Origin of the sequence: Janthinobacterium saanense (assembly GCF_014200675.1) — a bacterium.
GTDB lineage: Bacteria > Pseudomonadota > Gammaproteobacteria > Burkholderiales > Burkholderiaceae_D > Janthinobacterium.
Window position 1 is genome coordinate 1 of record NZ_JACHCI010000021.1, and the last position, 19,979, is coordinate 19,979.

15 protein-coding genes are annotated in these 19,979 nt (G+C 61.6%); 8 read left to right on the top strand and 7 right to left on the bottom strand.

Annotated features, from left to right (window positions below):
- Positions 1 to 116: 116 nt before the first annotated feature.
- Positions 117 to 1,427 carry an amino-acid N-acetyltransferase gene (gene argA, locus HDE72_RS22525; RefSeq protein ID WP_183746063.1) on the bottom strand — a complete coding sequence of 437 codons (1,311 nt, stop codon included), beginning with the start codon at positions 1,425 to 1,427 and terminating at the stop codon, positions 117 to 119.
- 56 nt (positions 1,428 to 1,483) lie between these two features.
- Between argA and hrpA the strand changes: the two genes are divergently transcribed.
- Positions 1,484 to 5,602, top strand: a complete 4,119-nt coding sequence (gene hrpA / locus HDE72_RS22530) for an ATP-dependent RNA helicase HrpA (protein ID WP_183746081.1) — start codon at positions 1,484 to 1,486, stop codon at positions 5,600 to 5,602.
- 104 nt (positions 5,603 to 5,706) lie between these two features.
- Here the strand turns inward: hrpA and HDE72_RS22535 are convergent, their stop codons facing one another.
- Positions 5,707 to 6,255: a PRC-barrel domain-containing protein gene (locus HDE72_RS22535; RefSeq protein WP_183746084.1), complete on the bottom strand. Its 549-nt coding sequence runs from the start codon at positions 6,253 to 6,255 to the stop codon at positions 5,707 to 5,709.
- Between the two features lie 221 nt (positions 6,256 to 6,476).
- On the opposite strand from HDE72_RS22535, the gene HDE72_RS22540 reads away from it, so the two are divergent.
- Positions 6,477 to 7,628, top strand: a complete 1,152-nt coding sequence (locus tag HDE72_RS22540) for an extracellular catalytic domain type 1 short-chain-length polyhydroxyalkanoate depolymerase (RefSeq protein ID WP_183746087.1) — start codon at positions 6,477 to 6,479, stop codon at positions 7,626 to 7,628.
- On the opposite strand, the gene HDE72_RS22545 is transcribed toward HDE72_RS22540, so the two are convergent.
- The gene (locus HDE72_RS22545) at positions 7,606 to 7,947 is read right to left on the bottom strand and encodes a hypothetical protein (RefSeq protein ID WP_183746090.1); all 342 of its coding nucleotides are present in this window, start codon (positions 7,945 to 7,947) and stop codon (positions 7,606 to 7,608) included. The two genes, HDE72_RS22540 and HDE72_RS22545, sit on opposite strands and share 23 nt — an antisense overlap.
- On the opposite strand from HDE72_RS22545, the gene HDE72_RS22550 reads away from it, so the two are divergent.
- Together HDE72_RS22550 and HDE72_RS22555 are read left to right on the top strand one after the other, a co-directional pair.
- Positions 7,946 to 9,160 (top strand): MFS transporter, encoded by a 1,215-nt coding sequence (locus tag HDE72_RS22550; protein ID WP_183746093.1) that lies wholly within the window; start codon positions 7,946 to 7,948, stop codon positions 9,158 to 9,160. The genes HDE72_RS22545 and HDE72_RS22550 overlap by 2 nt on opposite strands.
- An 82-nt stretch (positions 9,161 to 9,242) precedes the next feature.
- Complete coding sequence (locus HDE72_RS22555; RefSeq protein ID WP_183746095.1) at positions 9,243 to 11,270, top strand: GNAT family N-acetyltransferase; 2,028 nt, start codon at positions 9,243 to 9,245, stop codon at positions 11,268 to 11,270.
- A 20-nt stretch (positions 11,271 to 11,290) separates the two neighbouring features.
- Here the strand turns inward: HDE72_RS22555 and HDE72_RS22560 are convergent, their stop codons facing one another.
- Both HDE72_RS22560 and HDE72_RS22565 read right to left on the bottom strand, forming a co-directional pair.
- A complete protein-coding gene (locus tag HDE72_RS22560) occupies positions 11,291 to 12,220 on the bottom strand; it encodes a glycoside hydrolase family 6 protein (protein WP_183746098.1) in 930 nt (309 codons plus the stop codon).
- Positions 12,221 to 12,222: 2 nt separating this feature from the next.
- Complete coding sequence (locus HDE72_RS22565) at positions 12,223 to 13,488, bottom strand: putative Na+/H+ antiporter (protein WP_183746102.1); 1,266 nt, start codon at positions 13,486 to 13,488, stop codon at positions 12,223 to 12,225.
- Between the two features lie 217 nt (positions 13,489 to 13,705).
- Here HDE72_RS22565 and imuA point away from each other — a divergent pair, with 217 nt between their 5' ends.
- The 4 genes from imuA to HDE72_RS22585 all read left to right on the top strand — a co-directional run bounded on the left by imuA (position 13,706) and on the right by HDE72_RS22585 (position 17,545).
- On the top strand, positions 13,706 to 14,416 hold the full coding sequence (imuA, locus tag HDE72_RS22570) for a translesion DNA synthesis-associated protein ImuA (protein WP_183746105.1): 711 nt from the start codon (positions 13,706 to 13,708) through the stop codon (positions 14,414 to 14,416).
- Positions 14,346 to 15,833 carry a Y-family DNA polymerase gene (locus HDE72_RS22575; protein ID WP_183746108.1) on the top strand — a complete coding sequence of 496 codons (1,488 nt, stop codon included), beginning with the start codon at positions 14,346 to 14,348 and terminating at the stop codon, positions 15,831 to 15,833. The genes imuA and HDE72_RS22575 overlap by 71 nt, the downstream gene beginning before the upstream one ends.
- 149 nt (positions 15,834 to 15,982) lie before the next feature.
- A complete protein-coding gene (locus tag HDE72_RS22580; RefSeq protein WP_183746110.1) occupies positions 15,983 to 16,687 on the top strand; it encodes a glutathione binding-like protein in 705 nt (234 codons plus the stop codon).
- 87 nt (positions 16,688 to 16,774) lie between these two features.
- Positions 16,775 to 17,545 carry an alpha/beta hydrolase family protein gene (locus tag HDE72_RS22585; protein ID WP_183746113.1) on the top strand — a complete coding sequence of 257 codons (771 nt, stop codon included), beginning with the start codon at positions 16,775 to 16,777 and terminating at the stop codon, positions 17,543 to 17,545.
- A gap of 58 nt (positions 17,546 to 17,603) precedes the next feature.
- Here the strand turns inward: HDE72_RS22585 and HDE72_RS22590 are convergent, their stop codons facing one another.
- Together HDE72_RS22590 and HDE72_RS22595 are read right to left on the bottom strand one after the other, a co-directional pair.
- Complete coding sequence (locus HDE72_RS22590) at positions 17,604 to 17,954, bottom strand: hypothetical protein (protein WP_183746117.1); 351 nt, start codon at positions 17,952 to 17,954, stop codon at positions 17,604 to 17,606.
- 68 nt (positions 17,955 to 18,022) lie between these two features.
- Positions 18,023 to 19,927 carry a M61 family metallopeptidase gene (locus HDE72_RS22595; protein WP_183746120.1) on the bottom strand — a complete coding sequence of 635 codons (1,905 nt, stop codon included), beginning with the start codon at positions 19,925 to 19,927 and terminating at the stop codon, positions 18,023 to 18,025.
- Between the last annotated feature and the right edge of the window lie 52 nt (positions 19,928 to 19,979).

Consider the following 19,979-nt stretch of genomic DNA (forward strand, 5'->3'; position numbering starts at 1 on the left):
GCCCGATCGAAAATTCGACCGGGCCGTCAAGGCAAAACCTCAGCGCTATGCCACTCGCGTTCTACGAAAACCTGCTTAAGTGAACGGCATTACCGGCATGCCGGGCTTTTTCAGTGTTACAGGGTCTTGATAAGAACTTGGGATTTGCGCTGCCAGTTATACATATGTTGGCGATCCTTCGGCAAGTCATCGACGGTGGCGGTAACGAAGCCGCGCTTCTTGAACCAGTGCGAGGTGCGCGTGGTCAGCACGAACAGCTTGTGCAGGCCGGCGGCGCGGGCGCGGTTTTCCATGTGTTTCAGGATGCGTTCGCCATCGCCCTGGGCTTGCGCTTCCGGGTTGACGGTCAAACATGCCATTTCCGCCATTTTTTGCGCCGGGAACGGGTACAGGGCGGCGCAGCCGAAGATCACGCCGTCATGCTCGATGACGGAGAAATAATCGATTTCGCGTTCGATCAGCTCGCGGCCGCGCTTGACCAGCGTGCCATCGGCTTCCAGCGGTTCGATCAGCTTGATGATGCCGCCCACGTCTTCGATGCTGGCCTGGCGCAGGCTTTCCAGGTTTTCATGGCTGATCATGGTGCCCACGCCATCGTGGGTAAACAATTCCAGCAGGGCCGAGCCGTCCATCGAGAAGGGCACGATGTGCGAGCGGTCCACGCCATTGTGGCAAGCCTTGATGCAATGGCGCAGGTAAAACGAGGTGGCGTCCGGCAGGAAACCGGCCATCAGCACGGCTTCGGCCTGGTGCGACGACAGTTCGCGGATTTCCACGCCGGTGGCATCGATCATCATCGGCGTTTCCGTGATGAAGATCAGTTTATCCGCATGCAGGGCGATGGCGGCGCTGCAGGCCACGTCTTCCATGGTCAGGTTGAACGCTTCGCCGGTCGGCGAAAAGCCCAAAGGCGACAGCAGCACCAAACCGTCCGAACCGAGGATGGAATGGATGGTTTCGGCGTCGACCTTGCGCGTGATGCCCGTCAGTTCCAGGTCCACGCCATCGATCACGCCCAGCGGGCGTGCCGTGATGAAGTTGCCAGAAATAATACGGATCGCCGCATGCGACATCGGCGTGTTCGGCAAGCCCTGGCTGAATGCGGCCTCGATATCGAGACGCAATTCACCGGCAGCTTCCTTGGCGCATTCCATGGCGGCGATGTCGGTGATCCGCACGCCATTGTGAAAGCGGCCTTCGACGTTACGCAGGGCCAGTTGTTCGGCCACCTGCGGTCGTGAACCATAGACCACGGTGACGTTGATATCGAGCGCATGCAGCAGGGACAGATCGTGGGCCAGCACTTGCAGTGCACCGGCGCTGACCAGCTCACCGGGGAAGGCGACCACGAAGGTCTTGCCGCGAAAGGCGTGTATATAAGGCGCGACTGAACGCAGCCATTGGACGAATTGGGTAGGGTTTTCCATTAAGCGCATTATAATTCGCTGCGCGATGTGCGCGCTTAAAATACCTGTAAAAATAAATGTCTTCAGCCAGTAATAAGTCTTCTTCCCCTTCTAACGTTGCGTATGTGCCTAAAGACGGGGCCGATCCAGGTCCCAATGCGGCGCCTGCGCAGGGCCGTGGCCGTGCGCGTCCGGAACCACAGAAACCGCGGGGAGGGCAGGAAAGTCCTGAGTCGCGTCTAGCCCGTGAGGCTGCACGCGCCGCGCGCGAAGCCGAAAAGACCTTCCGCAATCCGCTGCCACCGATTACCTATCCGGAAGACTTGCCAGTCTCGGGCCGCCGCGAGGAAATCGCCAAGGCCTTGACGGAAAACCAGGTCATCATCGTTTCGGGTGAAACCGGTTCCGGTAAAACCACCCAGCTGCCGAAGATTTGCCTGGAGCTGGGACGTGGCCAGAAAGGTCTGATCGGCCACACGCAGCCGCGCCGTATCGCCGCCTCGTCGACGGCCAAGCGCATCGCGCAGGAACTGGGCACGCCGCTGGGCGAGACAGTGGGCTTTAAAGTCCGCTTTGCCGACACCTTGACGAAAGGGGCTTCGGTCAAGCTGATGACGGACGGGATTCTGCTGGCCGAGACGCAGACCGATCCGCTGCTGAAGAATTACGACACCATCATCATCGATGAAGCGCACGAACGCAGCCTGAACATCGATTTCCTGCTCGGCTACCTGAAACAGCTGCTGCCGCGCCGGCCCGACCTGAAAATCATCATCACTTCGGCCACCATCGATGCCGAGCGCTTCTCGCGCCATTTCGGCACGCCTGAAAAACCGGCGCCCGTGATCGAAGTGTCGGGCCGTCTGTACCAGGTGGAAGTGCGCTACCGCCCTGTGGAACGTGAACAGGTGGCCATGCCGGGTGCTGCTGGTACAGATAAGCCGGGCCAGCGCACGGCTGCCGCCCGTGAAAAGCGCGACCTGATGGATGCCGTGGTCGATGGCGTGGAAGAGCTGTGCCGCATCGGTTCTGGCGACGTGCTGGTATTTTTGCCGGGCGAGCGCGAAATCCGCGATTGCGCCGAAGCGTTGCGCAAGCATCACCCGCCGCACGTGGAAATTTTGCCGCTGTTCGCCCGTTTGTCGGCCGAAGAGCAGGAACGCGTTTTTAAAACCAGCAATGCGCGCCGCATCGTGCTGGCCACCAATGTGGCGGAAACTTCGCTGACGGTGCCCGGCATCCGCTACGTGGTCGATGCGGGCCTGGCGCGTGTCAAGCGCTATAGCTACCGCAATAAGGTGGAGCAACTGCAGGTCGAGCCGATTGCGCAGTCGGCGGCCAATCAGCGCGCCGGCCGTTGCGGCCGCGTCGCCGATGGCGTGTGTATCCGTTTGTATGAAGAGCAGGATTATTTGCTGCGCCCGAAATTCACGGAGCCGGAAATCCTGCGCTCGTCGCTGGCAGCCGTCATTTTGCGTATGAAGTCCTTGCACCTGACGGACGTGGAAACCTTCCCCTTCATCGAGCCGCCGCTGGCGCGCGCGATTGCGGACGGTTACCAGCTGCTGCAGGAACTGGGCGCCGTCGATGACGTCAACAAGCTCACACCGCTGGGCAACAAGCTGGCCAAGCTGCCGCTGGACCCGCGCGTGGGCCGCATGATCCTGGCTGCCTTGGACAACGCCTGCCTGACGGAAGTGCTGATCGTCGCCTCGGCCCTGTCGGTGCAGGATCCGCGCGACCGGCCGATGGAACACCAGCAGGCAGCCGACGAAGCGCACAAGAAATTTGCCGATGAAAAGTCGGAGTTCCTCAGCTACCTGAAAATCTGGCGCTGGTTCGAGTCGGCCATCGAACACAAGAAAACCAACCGCCAGTTGCAGGACAATTGCCGCAGCAACTTTTTGTCGCAGATGCGGCTGCGCGAATGGCGCGACGTGCATAGTCAGTTGCTGACCATCGTCAAGGAGCAGGGCTGGCGTTTGAATGAAGCACCGGCCACCTACGACAATCTGCACATGGCCTTGCTGACTGGCTTGCTGGGCAATATCGGCTTCAAGAGCGAAGACGAGCCGGGCGCGGGTTATCTGGGCGCGCGCGGCATCAAGTTCCATATCTGGCCAGGTTCTTCGCTGCTGAAAAAGCCGGGCAAGTGGATCATGGCGGCCGAACTGGTCGACACCACGCGCTTGTACGCGCGCTGCGTGGCGCAGATCCAGCCCGAGTGGCTGGAAAATGTCGGCGGCCATTTGCTGAAAAAATCGTGGGGCGAGCCGCGCTGGGAAAAACGCTCGGCGCAGGTGACGGCCTCCGAACGGGCGACTTTGTATGGCCTGGTGGTGTACAGCCAGCGCCGCATCAATTACGGCAATTTCAATTTGCCGGAAGCGCGCGAGATTTTTATCCGCGATGCGCTGGTGGGCGGTGACTTCGATACGCGCGCGCCATTCTTTGCGCACAATCATAAGCTGATCAAGGAAATCGAAAACCTGGAACACAAGTCGCGCCGCCTGGACGTGCTGGTCGACGATGAATTGATCGCCGCCTTCTACGACAAGCTGCTGCCGGCCGATGTGTGCAATGGCGCCGGTTTCGAAAAATGGCACAAGGAAGCCACGCGCGACAACGGCAAGCTTCTGTATTTGAACCGCGATGAGCTGATGCGCCACGAAGCGGCTGGTGTGACTACCGACCTGTTCCCGAAAACCATGTCGGTGACGGGCCTGGAAATGGGGCTGACCTATCACTTCGAGCCGGGCAGCGTGCGCGATGGCGTGACCCTGGCCGTGCCCCTGTATGCGCTGAACCAGTTGCCGCGCGAGCGCTGCGAATGGCTGGTGCCCGGCATGCTGAAGGAAAAAGTCCATCTGCTGCTTAAATCCCTGCCGCAAAAACTGCGCCGTCACTGCGTGCCGCTGCCCGATTACGCGGCCAAGTTCTGCGAGCGCGTGCACACGGACGGCGTGTTTGGCCGTGGTGATTTGATCGACGCCATCATTGCAGACATCCGCACGCAAATCACCATCAATGTGCTGACCACCGACTTCAAGCCGGAAACCCTGCCTGCCCATCACTTCATGAATTTCAAGGTGATCGACGAGCATGGCCGCCAGCTCGACATGGGCCGCAACCTGGCCACCTTGCAGGCGGAATTCGGCGGCCAGGCGCGTCAGAGTTTTCAAAAGCTGGCCGAAGTGTCGGGCGTGTCCGGCGCCGGTACGCCGGGTGCCAAGGTGGCCGGTGCGCAAGTGGCCTCGCGGCTGCAGGCGCAAACTGCCGCCTCGAACGCCAGGGGCGCTGCACCAGCCAAGGCGGCCGCGCCGGCAGCGAACAACACAGTCTCCCAGCATATGGGCTTGAGCAACTGGACCTTTGGTCAATTGCCGGAATTGCTGGAAATCGTGCAGGGCAAGCTGACCTTGATCGGTTTCCCGGCGCTGGTCGACAAGGGCACGCATTGTGACCTGGAAGTGTTTGACGATCCAACCGTGGCGGCGCGCACGCACAAGGTGGGCTTGCGCCGTTTGTTTGCGCTGCAAATGAAGGAGCAGATCAAGTACGTCGAGAAAAGCATCCCCGGTTTGCAGCAGATGGGCATGCAATTCATGGCGCTGGGGTCGCAGGAAGAGTTACGCGAGCAAATCATCAACAAGGCGATTGATATCGCCTGCCTGCAAGATCCGCTGCCGCTGGACGCGGCCTCGTTCGCCAAGCGCCAGGCAGAAGGCAAGTCGCGGCTGGTCTTGCTGGTCAATGAAATTGCCCGGCTGCTGTCGCAAGTGCTGACGGAATTCCATGGCTTGCCCAAGCGCCTGCAAAACATTCCGGCCGCGGCGTCCAGCGATATCCAGGCGCAATTGCAGGGCCTCGTGCATAAACGCTTCCTGACGGAAAACGAATACACCCAGCTGTCGCACTTCCCCCGCTATTTAAAGGCGATCAATGTGCGCCTGGAAAAATTGCGCGCCGACCCCGCCCGCGACACCAAGTTGATGGCTGAATGGCAATCGGCCGCTGCTCCCTACCAGCGCCAGGCAAAAGACCGCCAGGCCGGCAAGAATACCGACCCGAAACTGGTCGACTTCCGCTGGATGCTGGAAGAGCTGCGCGTATCGCTGTTTGCGCAGGAACTGCGCACGCCGATGCCGGTGTCGGCCAAGCGCCTGCAAAAGGTATGGGAATCCATGCTGCGGTGATGGCGCCTCTAAGTAAAACTGGGGTCTGACCCCGGCTCTTTGTTGCTGGCTTAAATGCCTTTGCCGACAGACCCCAGCTCCTTACCGCTGGGTTCAATGCTTGATTAACTGCGCTTATCCAGGTCATCCTCGTCGTTGAGCGAGGAACGGGAGCCGGAGCCGCTTTGCAGGTTGCCGCTGCTGCCTGATTGCAGGCTGGCGCCGCCGCGCAGGTCGCCGCCTTGCTGCATGCGCCGCGCTCCTGCACCGGTGCCGTAGCGGGTGCCGGTGCCGTAGAAGTCTTCCAGCTGCTGGTTCCAGGCATCGCTGGCCATGTCGGGCCAGTTATTCTTGTCGAAGCCGGGGGCGTTTTTCAGTTGATCCTTGTCGACGTCGAGCACGAAGCGCTTGTTGATGGTGTCCAGGCTCAGGCGTTCCCAGGGCACGGCAAACAGTTTTTCACCCATGCCCAGCATGCCGCCGAAGGACAGTACGGCATAGGCGATCTGGCCGCTGCGCATGTCGAGCATGATTTCCTTGATGTCGCCCAGCTCCTCGTCGCTGTGATTGTAGACATCGTCGCCGAGCAGGGTGTCGGCCCCCATCAATGCGGGCCCAGGGCCGGTGTCGTTGTTGCGGTACATGCCCAGAATGTCGCGGTCCAGATAGCTCATGGTGTCTCCTTCGTGTGGTGTGTGTGGCTTGACGAGTATTCACGATAAGCACTGGGACATTCCCACCTTTGATCTGCCTCAATTGTGTCCGGGGCACTTTTCTAGCTTGCAAACGTACGGTGCGCACGGGCAATGCGGTACTCTATGGTTTCCAAGAGGAGGCCGTAGCTTATGCTGATACTGTCGCTGATGACGCAAGAATGCAGTTTGATGGGGCGCCCATGGTGAAGCCCGCCACCATCTGGTTGCGCGGCTTGCTGCGCGCGGGCAAGGCGCAGCAGCGTACGGCCCGGAAACTGGCCAAGGTGCTGTTTGCACCCGTGCCCATCCAACCCAAGCCCAAGCGCAAGCGCAAGCTAGCATCGGCCACATTGGCCACATCCACACTCAAGCCGCGCAGCAAGTCAGCGCCACGCACGCGCAAGAAAGCCGCGCCCGCGCCGGGCAAGTGGCTCGCTTCCCACTATATTCCCTTGCCGGAACTGGGGACTTTGCCGGGCCGGCGGTTGCCGTATTTTCTGTATCTGCCGCACAAGGCGCCGAGCGCCGCCATGCTTGCCCGGGGGCGTCCGCTGCTGGTGATGCTGCATGGCTGCGAGCAAAGCGCCACGCAGTTTGCCGAGGGCACGCGCATGAACCGCCTGGCCGAGCGCAAGGGTTATGCAGTGCTGTACCCGCAACAGTCGCTGCGCGCGCAGGCGCGGCGCTGCTGGAAATGGTATGACAAGCTGACGCAGGAGGGCGGCGGCGATGTCGGCCTGATTATCGGCGCCATCGAGCAGGTGGCTGCGCGTTATGCCATCGACCGCTCACGCATTTATATCTGCGGCATTTCCGCTGGCGCCGGCATGGCGCATATCGTGGCCTTGAACCATCCGCAGCTGTTTGCCGCGCTGGGCCTGCATTCGGGGCCCGTGTTTGGCGGCGGCCATAACCTGATCGGTGCGCTCAACGTGATGCAGCATGGCGCTGCCACCAGGGCCGATACAGCCATCGATGAAGTGCTGCAGCGCCAGCCTGACTTTCCCCGTTTGCCCATGATGCTGCTACAAGGCCAGGCAGACAATATCGTGCGTCCCGTGAACCAGGACCAATTGGTGCGCCAGGGTTTGCGCCTGAACCGCATGCCGGCCGATACGCTGGTGACGGCGCACCGCGTGCCGGCCAGCGCAGCGGGCAGCCGCACGCCCGCGCATGCGTATGCCGTGCATGATTATCAGGTGGGGAAATTGTTATTGTTGCGGGTGGCGCAGATCGAACACCTGGGCCATGCCTGGAGTGGCGGCGACGCCAGCTTGCCCTTCAATGACAAGGCCAGGCCGGACGCCAGCAAGCTGCTGCTCGATTTCTTCACCAGGCACCGCCGCAGATAAGCCGCCAGGCGGCATAGCCTGTCGTGGCTGCCATTGGTACGCATTCCTTCATTCTCCCCTGACGCCGGTCAATGCCGCTGCGCCGCTGCGCGAGCGCGGTCGCCAGCACACTTTCTTGCTTGCCTGCCGCGTGCACCAGCATGGCGCATTTTATGAAAGTGGTATTGTATAGGTATTTAAAAATAACAAAAATAGATGCCAAAAATGTTAAGTGGTATACAATTGGTACATGTTTTTGCTGCCAGAGCAGGCTTGCCGCGCCGTACGACGGCATGGCGCAGGTACTGATTGCCGCCACCCACGTCACGGAATGCATCATGTCCATCAAGTCGAAACAGTTGCTGTGGTTTTTTGCATTTTTCCTTGTCTTCGAACTCAATATTTATCTGTCGAATGACATGATCATGCCGGCGATGCTGAGCATCGTTGGCGAGTTCCAGGCGGATAAGAAGTTCGTTCCCCTGTCCCTCAGCCTGTATTTGCTGGGCGGCAGTTCGCTGCAGATTTTCCTGGGGCCGCTGGCCGATACTATCGGCAAGCGCAAGCTGGTCTTGACCGGCAATGCCTTGTTCCTGCTGGCCACCTTGACGGTGCCATTGACCACCTCCATCGAGCAATTCCTGCTGGCGCGCTTCGTGCAGGGCATGGGCTGCTGCTTCGTTTTCGTCGGCTATGCCATGATCCACGAGCTGTTCGACGACATGGCAGCCGTCAAACTGAGCAGCATCCTGTCCAGCACCACCATTCTGGCGCCGCTGGCCGGCCCGATTCTCGGTAGCGCCATTATCAGCCAGCTGGACTGGCGGTATGTGTTCGTCCTCTCTGGACTGCTGGCCCTGCTGTCATTGCTGGGTTTGTTCAAGAGCATGCCGCGCACGCCGGCGACGCTGGTGCGCCTGGACCTTGCCGCCATCGTGCGCAGCTACGCGGCTATTTTCAGCAACGGACGCTTCATGTTCGGCATGTTTACGGCCGGACTTGCCACCGTGCCGCTGACAGCCTGGATCGGCTTTTCTCCCATTTTCGTGCTGCAGGAAATGGGCGCATCCTATGCCACCTATATCGCCCTGCAATGTGTGATCCTGTCGGGTTTTGTACTCAGCAGCATCGCCATCCAGCGCCTGCCGCAGGATTTCCCATTGGTAACGCTGCTGCGCTTGGGCGGGCTGATCGCGGTGGCCGGCATGCTCGGTGCGGGAGCGGGACGCCATCACGTCGATGTGTTTGCCGCCTGTATGTTTATCTATTCCATCGGCTTCGGCCTGTTCAATGGCGCCCTGATACGCAGCGCGATTACCGCCAGCAAGGAATCGGTGACCTTGACGACAGCTGCCATGAGCTTGCTGTACTGCATTTATTTGTCCGCCTGGCTGCAACTCTACAACGTGCTGTGCCAGCGTTTCGGCTATGCGCTGGAAATCTATGCCTTGCTGAATGTTCCCGTCATTGTACTGATCGCAGCCTGCCTGCTGCTGTTTACGCGCGGCATGGCGGGACGCGCAGAGAGCGAGGTGCGGCTGGCCCGGCATTGATGGCGCAACGATGCGCGTGTTGTGGATGTGGATGTACCCAAACAATGTTTACCTACACTCTCCTGCGGAAGATGGTGCGCTCATGAAGATAGATGACCTGGCCTCAAAACACGATCAAGCAACGATTTTCAACCTGGAATATGAGTTTCGTATCAATAAGCTGAAACTCGATTTCATCTCCCTGGCCGATGCCGGACCGGCTGCCGCCGGCAGCGCTACCCTGGCAGAAGAACATCAGGCTGGCATCGCCGCCCTGCGCAGTTTCATCACCGCCAATTTTACGCATTTCAATGCAGCCAGCTGTTCCTCGCTGAGCGCCATCCCCACGCGCGCGCTCGGTGACGATGAACGCTATCTGCACCGTATCTGGATGGGCGGCCAGCTACCGGACATCGCCTTTGAGGCGATCCAGCAGTGGGGCGCGGCGCTGGACGAAGTGCGGCGCTGCGGCGGTGCGCCGTATGTGTCGATCCTGTGGGTGTGGGATGCGGCGCAGCTGCGCAGCGATGCGCGCTTCAGTCCGACTGGTGGCGCGGGGCGCTACACAATAGGCCGCTACGCCATCGGCGGCACCGCCCTGCATATCAACTCGCTGCGCGCGCTGGCGCTGGACTTCGCGCCGCAGCGCTTTGGCATTCTCGACACCTTGCACGCACAGCGCTATTTCGCCACCTTGTCCGATTATTTCCGCATCCTCATCATGTGCGAATACGGCGGCCTGTATATGGATGTCGATACGATCCCGCATAATCCGGCGACGATTTTCCTGATGAAACCGGAAGTGCCCGATTATTTCCAGCGCGCCGATGGACAGGGGCGCCAGCATGTCAGCTGGATGAATCTGTTCCTCGATGAAACAGGCATGCTGATCGCCAGGAAGAACGACGCCGCCCTGCGCTTGATCCAGCGCAATGTGAACCTCGCTTATGCGGGTATCGATGCTGCGATTCCCTGTTCCTGCCCGCAATTCGAAGCGCAGTTGTTCGGCCAGTTCTATGCGGAATGGAAGCAGCACCTGGGCCGCACCATGCTCAGCCATGCCGAGTTCTACCAGCGCTATTGTGTGCTTTATGATGGCGCCAGGGAGGCCGTGGCGGGCGGCATCCGTGGCATGCGCTTGCTGGTCGATATCATTAGCGATACACATATTCCTCTCAGCGAAGAGGAGGCGTGCGCCTATGCCCGCTGCGTCGCGCGGCTCGACGAGATCGACTGGCAGCTCGTCGATCCCCTGAGCCTGCCCAATATCGTCGATGTGTTCGACATCGAGGAAGTGCCACGCATGGCGTATGCGGCCCAGTTGCGTTCAGACCTCGAGCACTTCCATTATTATTCGGTGCTGTCGGATGACCCGCAGCTGGACCGGGTGAATACCGTCTTTTGCCGTTACCTGCTGGCCCACCGCTCGCGGCATATTGCCGCCGGCGCCTTTTGGCGCCCTACGGTGGGCCGCCACGCCAGCCTCCTGCCGGCGGCAAACGATGTCGTCGTAGCCGACGAGGATGGCCAGGTGGGCCTGCTGTCGCATGCGCCGCTCAGGCTGGTATCCGGCGCTCTGCTGGGCGAGGAGGAGAAGAACCGCATGGCGAAGCTGCTGTTTGCCACCAGTTACCTCGAATACTGTTCCTTCGGAAATAAACTCAATCTGCAGTTTGTCGAACTGCAGCGGCGCCAGAATATCGATCCGTATCTGGCGCATATCCACGGCTTGCATGACGAGGAAAACCGTTTTATCGGTTTTTTCACGGCCGCGACCATGGACGAATTCCAGGCCTGCGGCGCGATCTCGTATTACCGTGATGACATGAAGGCGCTCGACGATGCGTACGACCAGTTCGTGTTCGAGCATGCGCGGGCCGGCGACTGTTTTGTCAGCAGCCTGGCCATCGACGAAAAATACCGTGGACAAGGCTGGTTCAAGCAGATGTTCAATGCAATCCGCGACCTGGCCAGCGGCAAGGGGTGTACGCGCATCAGCTTGACGGTGTGGGAAAAGAGTGAAGCCTTGCAAGTGTACTTGCACAAGGGCTTTCGCAGCGTCGGCACCTTCGACTATGCCTACAGCCTGTTCTATGACCGCCTGCACTTTCTCGTGTATGAAGGAAACTGAGGCAGGCAGGGGCGACTGGCTTAGTTTCCTTGTATTAACTTTTCAGCCAGCTCGGGCGCAAAGATGCCCGCTTTGCCACGGCAGCCATCGGCATTGCCGGGCGCCTTGACCCACAACTGCATTTCGGGCTGCCCGCCACCCAGGTGCACCACCGACGTTACGCCGATCTTGCGCCCTGGCGGATCGCACCATACTGCGCCCAGCGGCCCGTTGCCATTGCGGCTGGTATCGACCACGTAGGCGCGCGTATACCCCTGCTGTTTTTGCAGTGCCGCGTTGACGGCGTCGCCATACGCCTTGCTCGATTGATCCGTCTTGTAATTCGACACATTCAGCGCAAAGCCGCGCGCATCGGCGATGCCGGCTTGGGCCAGGCGGCTGGCGGCCACCTCGGCCGGCATCCACGCGCTATTGCCCGCGTCGAGATAGACATAGGCCTGGGGCGCTGCCTGGTGGAATTGTTCAACCGCATAACGCAAGGCGTCGAGGCGGCCTTGCTGGCCGGCGGCGGATAAACAGGTCAGTTGTCCCAATGCATCCGGTTCCAGGATGACCACCGCCTTGCGCTGGCCGATCGCAGCGGCAAAGCTGGCGATCCATTGTTGGTAGCCGGTGATGGAATTGGCGCCGCCCGCGCTGTACTGGCCGCAATCGCGGCCGGGAATATTGTAGGCCACCAGTATTGGCGTCTGGTTGCGCTTTGCTGCTGCATCGACATAGTTTCCAACGGCTTTGGCGATATCGCCACTCCAGTTGCCAAACCACTTTGCCTGGGCTTGTCCGGCCAGCTTGCTGCGGATGATATCCGCCCTGGGATCGTCAGGGTGGCTATTGACCCAGATGGCTGCCGTCGATTGCGGGTCGACATACAGCGTCGTGGGTGCAAGTCGTTCGACGGCTCCGGCCAGGCATGGCAAGGCCAGCAGCAGGGCGGCCAGTTTTCTGCACATGTTTACAGCGCCAGGAAGGCAATCGCCGCCACGGCAGTTGGCAGCAAGGCGCCCGCCAGCAAGCCGAGGGCGCCAATCGATTCATCCTTGAAGCCACGGCGCAGCAGCGCCACGCCGGCCGGATTCGGCGCATTGGCGATCACGGTCAGGCCGCCACCGGCCACGGCGCCTGCCACCAGCATGTATTTGGATTCGTCCGTCATGCCGGCGATCAGGGAGCCGAGATAAGTCAGGGCGGCATTGTCGGTAATCGCCGTCAAGCCCAGCGCGCCGAAGAACAGGGCCAGCGGTTTCAGGCTGGACACGATCGGCTGCAACCACCATTGCTGCATGCCGCCCAGCACCACCAGGCCGCCCAGGAAGAAGCCGACCAGCAAGCCTTCCTTGAGGATCAGCGGACTTTGATAGCGTTCATACGCTTGCACAAAACCCAGGAAAAACAGGAACAGGCCGATGAACAGCACAGGGTGATGGGCCAGCGCCACCACGGCGGCCAGCACGGCCAGGTGCACCACGCTGATGATCAGCGGTACTTTAGGCAGTTCGACATCGCCCGCCTTCGGTTTGATGTCGGAAGTGTTGCTGTGCAGATATTTGCGCAGCAGCAAGCTCACGCCAGTCGCATTGACCAGCACGGCGATGGCTGCCTTCCAGCCGAAGTGGGCCGCCATAAAGGCGCTGTCCCAGCTCCAGGTGGTGGCCACCATCAGCACCGGCGGCGCCGCGTAGGAAGTCAGGGTGCCGCCGATGGAGACGTTGACGAACAGCACGCCCAGTGCGCCGTATTTCAGCCATTCAGGGATGCCGGGACGAAAAATTTGCGGCGCCAGCATCAGGGCCGCCAGGGTCATCGCCGCCGGTTCGGTGATCAGCGAACCGGTCAGCGGCACCAGCGCCAGGCCCAGCCAGACCAGGGCCAGTTCCGTGCGCAGCGGCATCACGCGCGCCACGCCCTTGAGCAAACGCTGCACGGCGTCGAGCACGGGGCGCGAGGCGGCCACCACCATGACCACGAAGACGAACAGCGGTTCCGTGTAGTGGCGCGACTCGGCATAGTCGACGGCGGCCGCGCCACCCGACACGAAGGCCATCACGATGATCAGGATAAACGCCCAGAAGCCGAACACGACTTCCACTTCGCCCAGCAAATGCAGCAGGCCCGCATGGCGCGGGTGGCGGTGGGCCAGCACTTCGAAAGATTTGGCGGCAAAGGTGTGCAGCAGGGCCAGGCCGAAGATGATGGCGCTGATCAATTGTATGGTAGTCAAATGCGTTTTCCTTATGGACGAACGGTGGCCGCCCGGTACATTTTCGGGCGGTAAGGAGAGTGCCCATGTTACAGCAAACGCCACATACAACGGCGTTTTTCGGATCTGCGGGGCGGGCTGGGGCGTACACGATTGCGGCCCGATCGCAGATAAGCCTTGCCAAAAGGGGAGTCGGATAGTACTGTATATGCATACAGTATCTTCTTTGGATTCTTTTATGCAACAGTCCGCCTTGATGGCCGCGCCGGAAGCCTTGCACCCATCGCTGTGGCGCGCCTCGCAACTGGGCCAGGCGGCCACGCGCTGCCTCGATACAGGCTTTGCCGCGCTGTCGGCGCAGCTGCCAGGCGGTGGCTGGCCCGGTGGCTGCCTGATCGACTTGCTGCTGCAGCAGCCCGGGTGTGGCGAGTTGCGCCTGCTGGCGCCGGCCTTGGCGCAGCTGGGTGGCTTGCCCATTGTGCTGCTGCAGCCGCCCCATCCGCCGCAGGCGCTGGCCCTGGCGGCGCTGGGGCTGGCGCCGTCGCAGCTGCTGTGGCTGCGCAGTGCCAGCAGCAAGGATGCTTTATGGGCGGCGGAAAATATCTTGCGCAGCGGCAGTTGCGGCGCACTGCTGTTCTGGCAGCCGCATGTGCGCGGCGACAGCTTGCGCCGCCTGCACCTGGCGGCGCAGGGCGGCAATACCCTGTTTTGCATGCTGCGTCCGCTGCACGGCGCGCAGGATGCGTCGCCGGCGCCGCTGCGCCTGTCCTTGCGGCCGGCGGCCGGCGGCATCGAGATCGGCTTTATCAAACGCCGGGGACCGCAGCGCGATGCGCCGCTGTTCCTGCCCTTGCAACCACCTTCTTTACTGCAGCGCCATGCGTCTCTGGATCGGCCTTTGCCTGCCCCGGCTCCCGCTCGAAGTCTTTTGCCCGAACTGGTCGGCTGACACGGTTGGCGTGGTGCTGGAGCAGGAGCAAGTCATGGCCCTGTCGCCGCTGGCCCGCCAGGCGGGGATCAAGCCAGGCATGCGGCGCGGTGGCGTGCTGATGCTGGCGCCGCCGGCGCGCCTGTTCGAGCGTTCACCGGCGCTCGAAGCGCAGGCGCTGCAGGAAGTGGCGCTGGCGCTGCTGCAGTTTTCGCCGCTGGTGGCGCACGGTGAAGAGGCGACGTTATTGGTCGATGCGGGGGCCAGCCTGCGCCTGTTCGGCGGCGTGCGCGCCCTGTGCCGGCAGATCGCCGCCAGCCTGCGTGCGCTGGGCTACACGGCCGTGCTGTCGTGCGCGCCCACGGCAAGGGGCGCCTGGCTGCTGGCCAATGCTGAAGCGGGTGTGCGCCGCGTGCTGGGCATGGCTAGCCTGCTGCACCGGCTCGACCGTTTGCCGGTCGCTTTGCTGCCGCCTGCGCGTCCTTACCTTGACTGGTTCGAGGGCATCGGTTGCCGTACCCTGGGGCAACTACGCCGCTTGCCCCGGCCCGGCCTGCAGCGCCGTTGCGGCGCCGCCTTGCTGGCCATGCTCGACGATGCGCATGGCCATGGCACGGAGCTGCATGTGTGGATAGTCGCGCCGCCCACGTTTCGTGCCAGCCTGGAATTGTTCGACCGCGTGGAAAACGCCGAAGCCCTGCTGTTTGGCGCGCGCCGTCTGCTGCAGCAAATGACGGGCTGGCTGTGTGCACGGCAACTGGCGGTTGAACGCATCGTCTTGCTGCTGGCGCATGAGCGGGGCCGGCAGGCGCGTCCACCCACGGTGGTCGAACTGGCCCTGGGTGAAGCCGTGTGGCGCGATGAACATTTGCTGCGCTTGCTCAAGGAACGGCTGGCGCAGCTGGTGCTGGAAGCGCCCGTGATCGGCCTCTCCCTGGAAGCGCTGCAGGTGTTGCCGATGGCGCCGCCCAGCGAAACCCTGTTTCCCGAGCCGGGCGGCACACCCGAAGACCGCCAGCGCCTGATGGAATTGCTGGTGGCCCGGTTGGGCAGCGGCAATGTCTTGCAGGCGGCGCCGCTGGCCGATTACCGGCCCGAAGCGGCGAACCGCTGGCTGCCGCTGGCAGGAAAATTGACGGGCAAGCGCGGCGCGGCTGATTTGCCGCCCGGCCTGCCTGGCATGCCCCGTCCCGGCTGGCTGCTGGCGCAACCGATTGCCTTGCTGATGCGCGATCATCGGCCCTTTTATGGCTCGCCCCTGAAAATGGTGTCGGTGGCCGAACGCATAGAGGCGGGCTGGTGGGGCCAGTCGCAGGCGCGCGATTATTTTATTGCCGAAGGGCGCGACCACGCCCATTACTGGGTCTACCGCGAACGCATTGCCGGCAGCGGCGAAGAGGCCGCGCCGCGCTGGTTTTTGCATGGGCTGTTTGCCTGATGGCTGACTAGGTACAGCCAAATTGGGTGCTGCCCTGCTGAAAATGCCATGCTTGGCTATACTGATCCACCTGTCAGGCTGCATGGCCTTTATCCATGCAGCCTGTGCCGCGTCACGACTTGAATTTATATCTACACTAAAGGATATCCATGTCTCAGCTATCGAACTTCCCTATCACCCAGAAATGGCCTGCCCAGCATCCTGAACGCCTGCAGCTGTATTCGCTGCCTACGCCGAACGGCATCAAGGTGTCGATCTTGCTGGAAGAAATCGGTCTCGAGTACGAGCCGCATCTGGTCAGCTTCGAGCGCAACGACCAGATGGCGCCGGAATTCCTGTCCCTCAATCCGAACAACAAGATTCCCGCCATCCTCGACCCGAACGGCCCGGGTGGCAAACCGCTGGCGCTGTTTGAATCGGGCGCCATCCTGATTTACCTGGCCGAAAAAGCCGGCAAGTTCATCCCCCAGGATGCGGGCTTGCGCTATGAAACCATCCAATGGGTGATGTTCCAGATGGGTGGCGTCGGCCCCATGTTTGGCCAGCTGGGCTTCTTCCACAAGTTTGCTGGCAAGGAATTCGAAGACAAGCGTCCGCTCGAACGTTATGTCGGCGAAACCAGGCGTTTGCTGGGCGTGCTGGAACAGCGCCTGCAAGGCCGTGACTGGATCATGGGCGAGCACTACACGATAGCCGATATCGCGGTCTTCCCATGGGTGCGCTGCCTGGTTGGCTTCTATGGCGCCAGCGACCTGGTTGGTTTTGCAAACTTCCCCAATGTCGCGCGCGCACTGAAGGCTTTTGAGGCGCGTCCGGCTGTCGTCAAAGGTGTGGACGTACCCAAACGTAGTTAACGCAATAACGCAACTGCCTGCAGCGATGGCCGCCCGGCGCTACAATGCGTTTCGGCCGCGCTGCGCGGCAGCTTGACTGTGTATCGTATGAAATCAACCCGGCAAGACTTTCCCGGTGCCCACGGCCATGTGCTGGCGGCCCGCCTCGACGCACCCGATGGCGCTATCCGCGCCTATGCGCTGTTCGCCCATTGTTTTACCTGCGGCAAGGATGTGCTGGCCGCGCGGCGCATCGCGCAAGGCTTGACGGAACATGGAATCGCCGTGCTGCGCTTCGATTTCACGGGACTGGGCGCCAGCGAGGGCGAGTTTGCCGCCACCAATTTTTCATCGAACGTGGCCGATCTGATCGCCGCCGCCGATTTTATGCGCGCCAGGCACGCTGCGCCGCAATTGCTGATCGGCCATAGCCTGGGCGGCGCCGCCGTGCTGGCTGCCGCAGCACAAGTGCCGGAAGCCACCGCCGTGGTGACCCTGGCCGCCCCCAGCTCTCCCGCCTACGTGACGCGCATGTTCAGCGACCACCTGGAACAGATCGCCAGCGAAGGCGAAGCGCTGGTGCAGCTGGAAGGCCGGCCATTCCGTATCCGCCAGCAATTCGTCGACGACGTGGCCAGCCGCCACAGTCTGAAAGAGCAGATCGCCGGCCTGCGCCGCGCCTTGCTGGTGATGCATGCGCCCAACGACACCACGGTCGACGTGTCGAACGCGATGGAAATCCTGATGACGGCCAAGCATCCGAAAAGTTTCGTCTCGCTCGACGACGCCGACCATTTATTGACCGGCCGCGACGATGCGGCCTATGTCGCCAATGTGATTGCCGCGTGGAGCGCGCGCTATCTGAACGATAAGCCATGAAAAACGCCGCCTTGGCAGATGCAGAGGCGGCGCGTGGTGGGGTTCAGCTGGCGAAGGCTCAGTCTTCGTCAAACTCTGCAGATAAGTCTTTCCAGCCCTTGCTCACTGCAAACGCCGAAAATTCTTCCGGTGCTTCCAGCACGATCAGTTTCTTGTCTTGCAAACCGAGGTCGCCATGGCCGAAGTCGGGGCCTGCGTAGCCGAGGCTGCGCAAGCGCGTGAGGATGTGGCCGACCAGGGTTTTGTCTTTGTACAAGCCGCTTTCGAGCGGGGCGGAAAAATCCACGTACACGTCGATGATGCCGTAACCTTCGTCGAAGATACGGATCGCCTTGATGTCGTGGGCACGGCCGGAGCCGTCGGTGGCCTTGAAAGGGCCGCTGAGCTGGATGTCGGTGTCATTGTTCATATTGTCAGCATACACCAAAACGTGGCTGGGGAGAGAGGGGCCGCCCCATAGCGCGGCCCCGGAATGGCTTACTTCAGCGCTTGCAAGATGGTCGTCAGGCGGTCGCGCGTGCCGGCGATGCGTTCCAGTTGCGGGTACTTCAGGCCGCCGTGGTAATCCAGCGCCACGGTCTGGTACTGCTTGCCTTTTTTTACCAGCAAGTTGATCGGCTGCGAGCTGTCTTTGGCCGCCTGGATGGCTTTTTTCAGCAGCTTGGGCGTGTACGCCATGCCATTCACGGCCAGCAGGGTGGTGTTGCCCGACAAGCCAGCCTTGAAGGCGGGGCCGTCCCACAGCAGCTTGCCCAGCTTGCCGTCCTTGTCGACCGTCAAGCCCAGCGAGTAACTCAGGTCGGTGCTCTTGCTGCGCTCTTCCGTCGCTTGCATGAAGGGCGTCTGCTTGTCGCGGTAGACCAGTTTCCAGCCGGCGCGGGCCAGGCCGTCCAGCGGCGCACCCGGACCATGGCCATCGAGGCGGCTGCGCAGGAAGGTGGTCCAGTCATAGGGCTCGATGGCGTTCAGGCCCGCCACTACATCTTCAAAGGTGTAGGGCAGCGGGGTGGTGCTGCCATCCTGCACGCCGAAGAAGGCGCGCGCGAAATCGTCGAGCGAGCGGCGCTCGCCGGACAGTTCGCGGATAGTGGTGTCGACGTCGAGCCAGATCAGCGAGCCTTCCGAATAATAATCTTCGCTGCGCTGCCAGCTGCTCCAGCCGATAGGGCGGCGGCCATTGATGATAGGGTCGTTGGTCGTATCCTGCATGGCGCGCCAGCTGCGTCCCGGCACCGCATCGTAATAGGCGGCCGTGGAGGCGAACAGGTCGCGCATATTGGCCGGCGTGATCAGGCCGGAACGCGAAGCCAGCACATTGCCCCAGTATTGGGTCTGGCCTTCGTAGACCCACAGCAGGCTGTTTTGCAGCGGCGTGTTGAAGTCCGGCGTGGCCTGGCCGGCAGGACGGCGGAACTTGCCATTCCACGAGTGCGTCAATTCATGCGGCAGCAGCGCGCGGCCCGCTTCGGTCTTGTCCCATTCGCTGAAGTAGCCCGGCTTGACGCCGTTCTCGCTCGACTGCATGTGTTCGCGGCCGATGCCGCCGAAATCATCGCTCAGGGCCAGCAGGAAATCATAGTGCTTGAAATGGCGCGAGCCAAACAGTTTATACACTTGCTGCATCAGCACGCGGTGTTTTTCGATTTGTTCCGGCGTCGCTTCCAGGCTGTCCGGGCTGTCGGCCACCACGTTCAGGTGCACCGGCACCTTGGCGCCAGGATCGAGGTCGAAGCGCTTGAAGTAGCGGCCCGCGAACAGGGGCGAGTCGACCAGGTTGTCGAGGTCGACGGTCTGGAAGTCCACCTGTTTGCCCGCCGGCGTGGATGACTCGGCGCGCACTTCCAGCGCGCTGCCGAATTGCCAGCCGGCCGGCAGGGTCAGGCTGGGCTGCACCTGGATTGCGCGCGCAGGACGGCCTTCCGGGTACAAGGTCATCGCATGCCATTGCACGCCGAGCATGTCGGCCGTCATGGTGATGCGCCCCTGGTTGCCCTCGACGGGCGAGAGGAACTGGTATTGCGCTTCCACCGTCGATGCGCCAGCCGGCACCTCGATGTGGAAGGCGAACATGTTCACGGGATCGCGCTGCCATTCCAGCGGCTTGCCATTGGCGGACAGGCGCAGGCCGGCCAGCTGGTTCAGCGGGCCGCTGGGGCCGTGGTTGCCGGGCACCCATTGCGGATACAGCAAGGTCATCTTGCCTGGCGTGGCGGGGATACTCTCGCGGATATTGAAAATCTGCTGGGCCACATTGCTGGCGTCCACATGCAGCACGATGGGAGCGGATGGCGTCTCTGCGGTAGCAGTAGCGGCAGCGTGTGCGCTGAAGGCGGCGCTCAACAAAACAGCGAGCAGCGGGCGTGAAAATGTTTTAAGGGACATGAGAGAAAAGAGTGATGTATAGAAAGTGGTATTGTCGGCAACTATGGTCTGG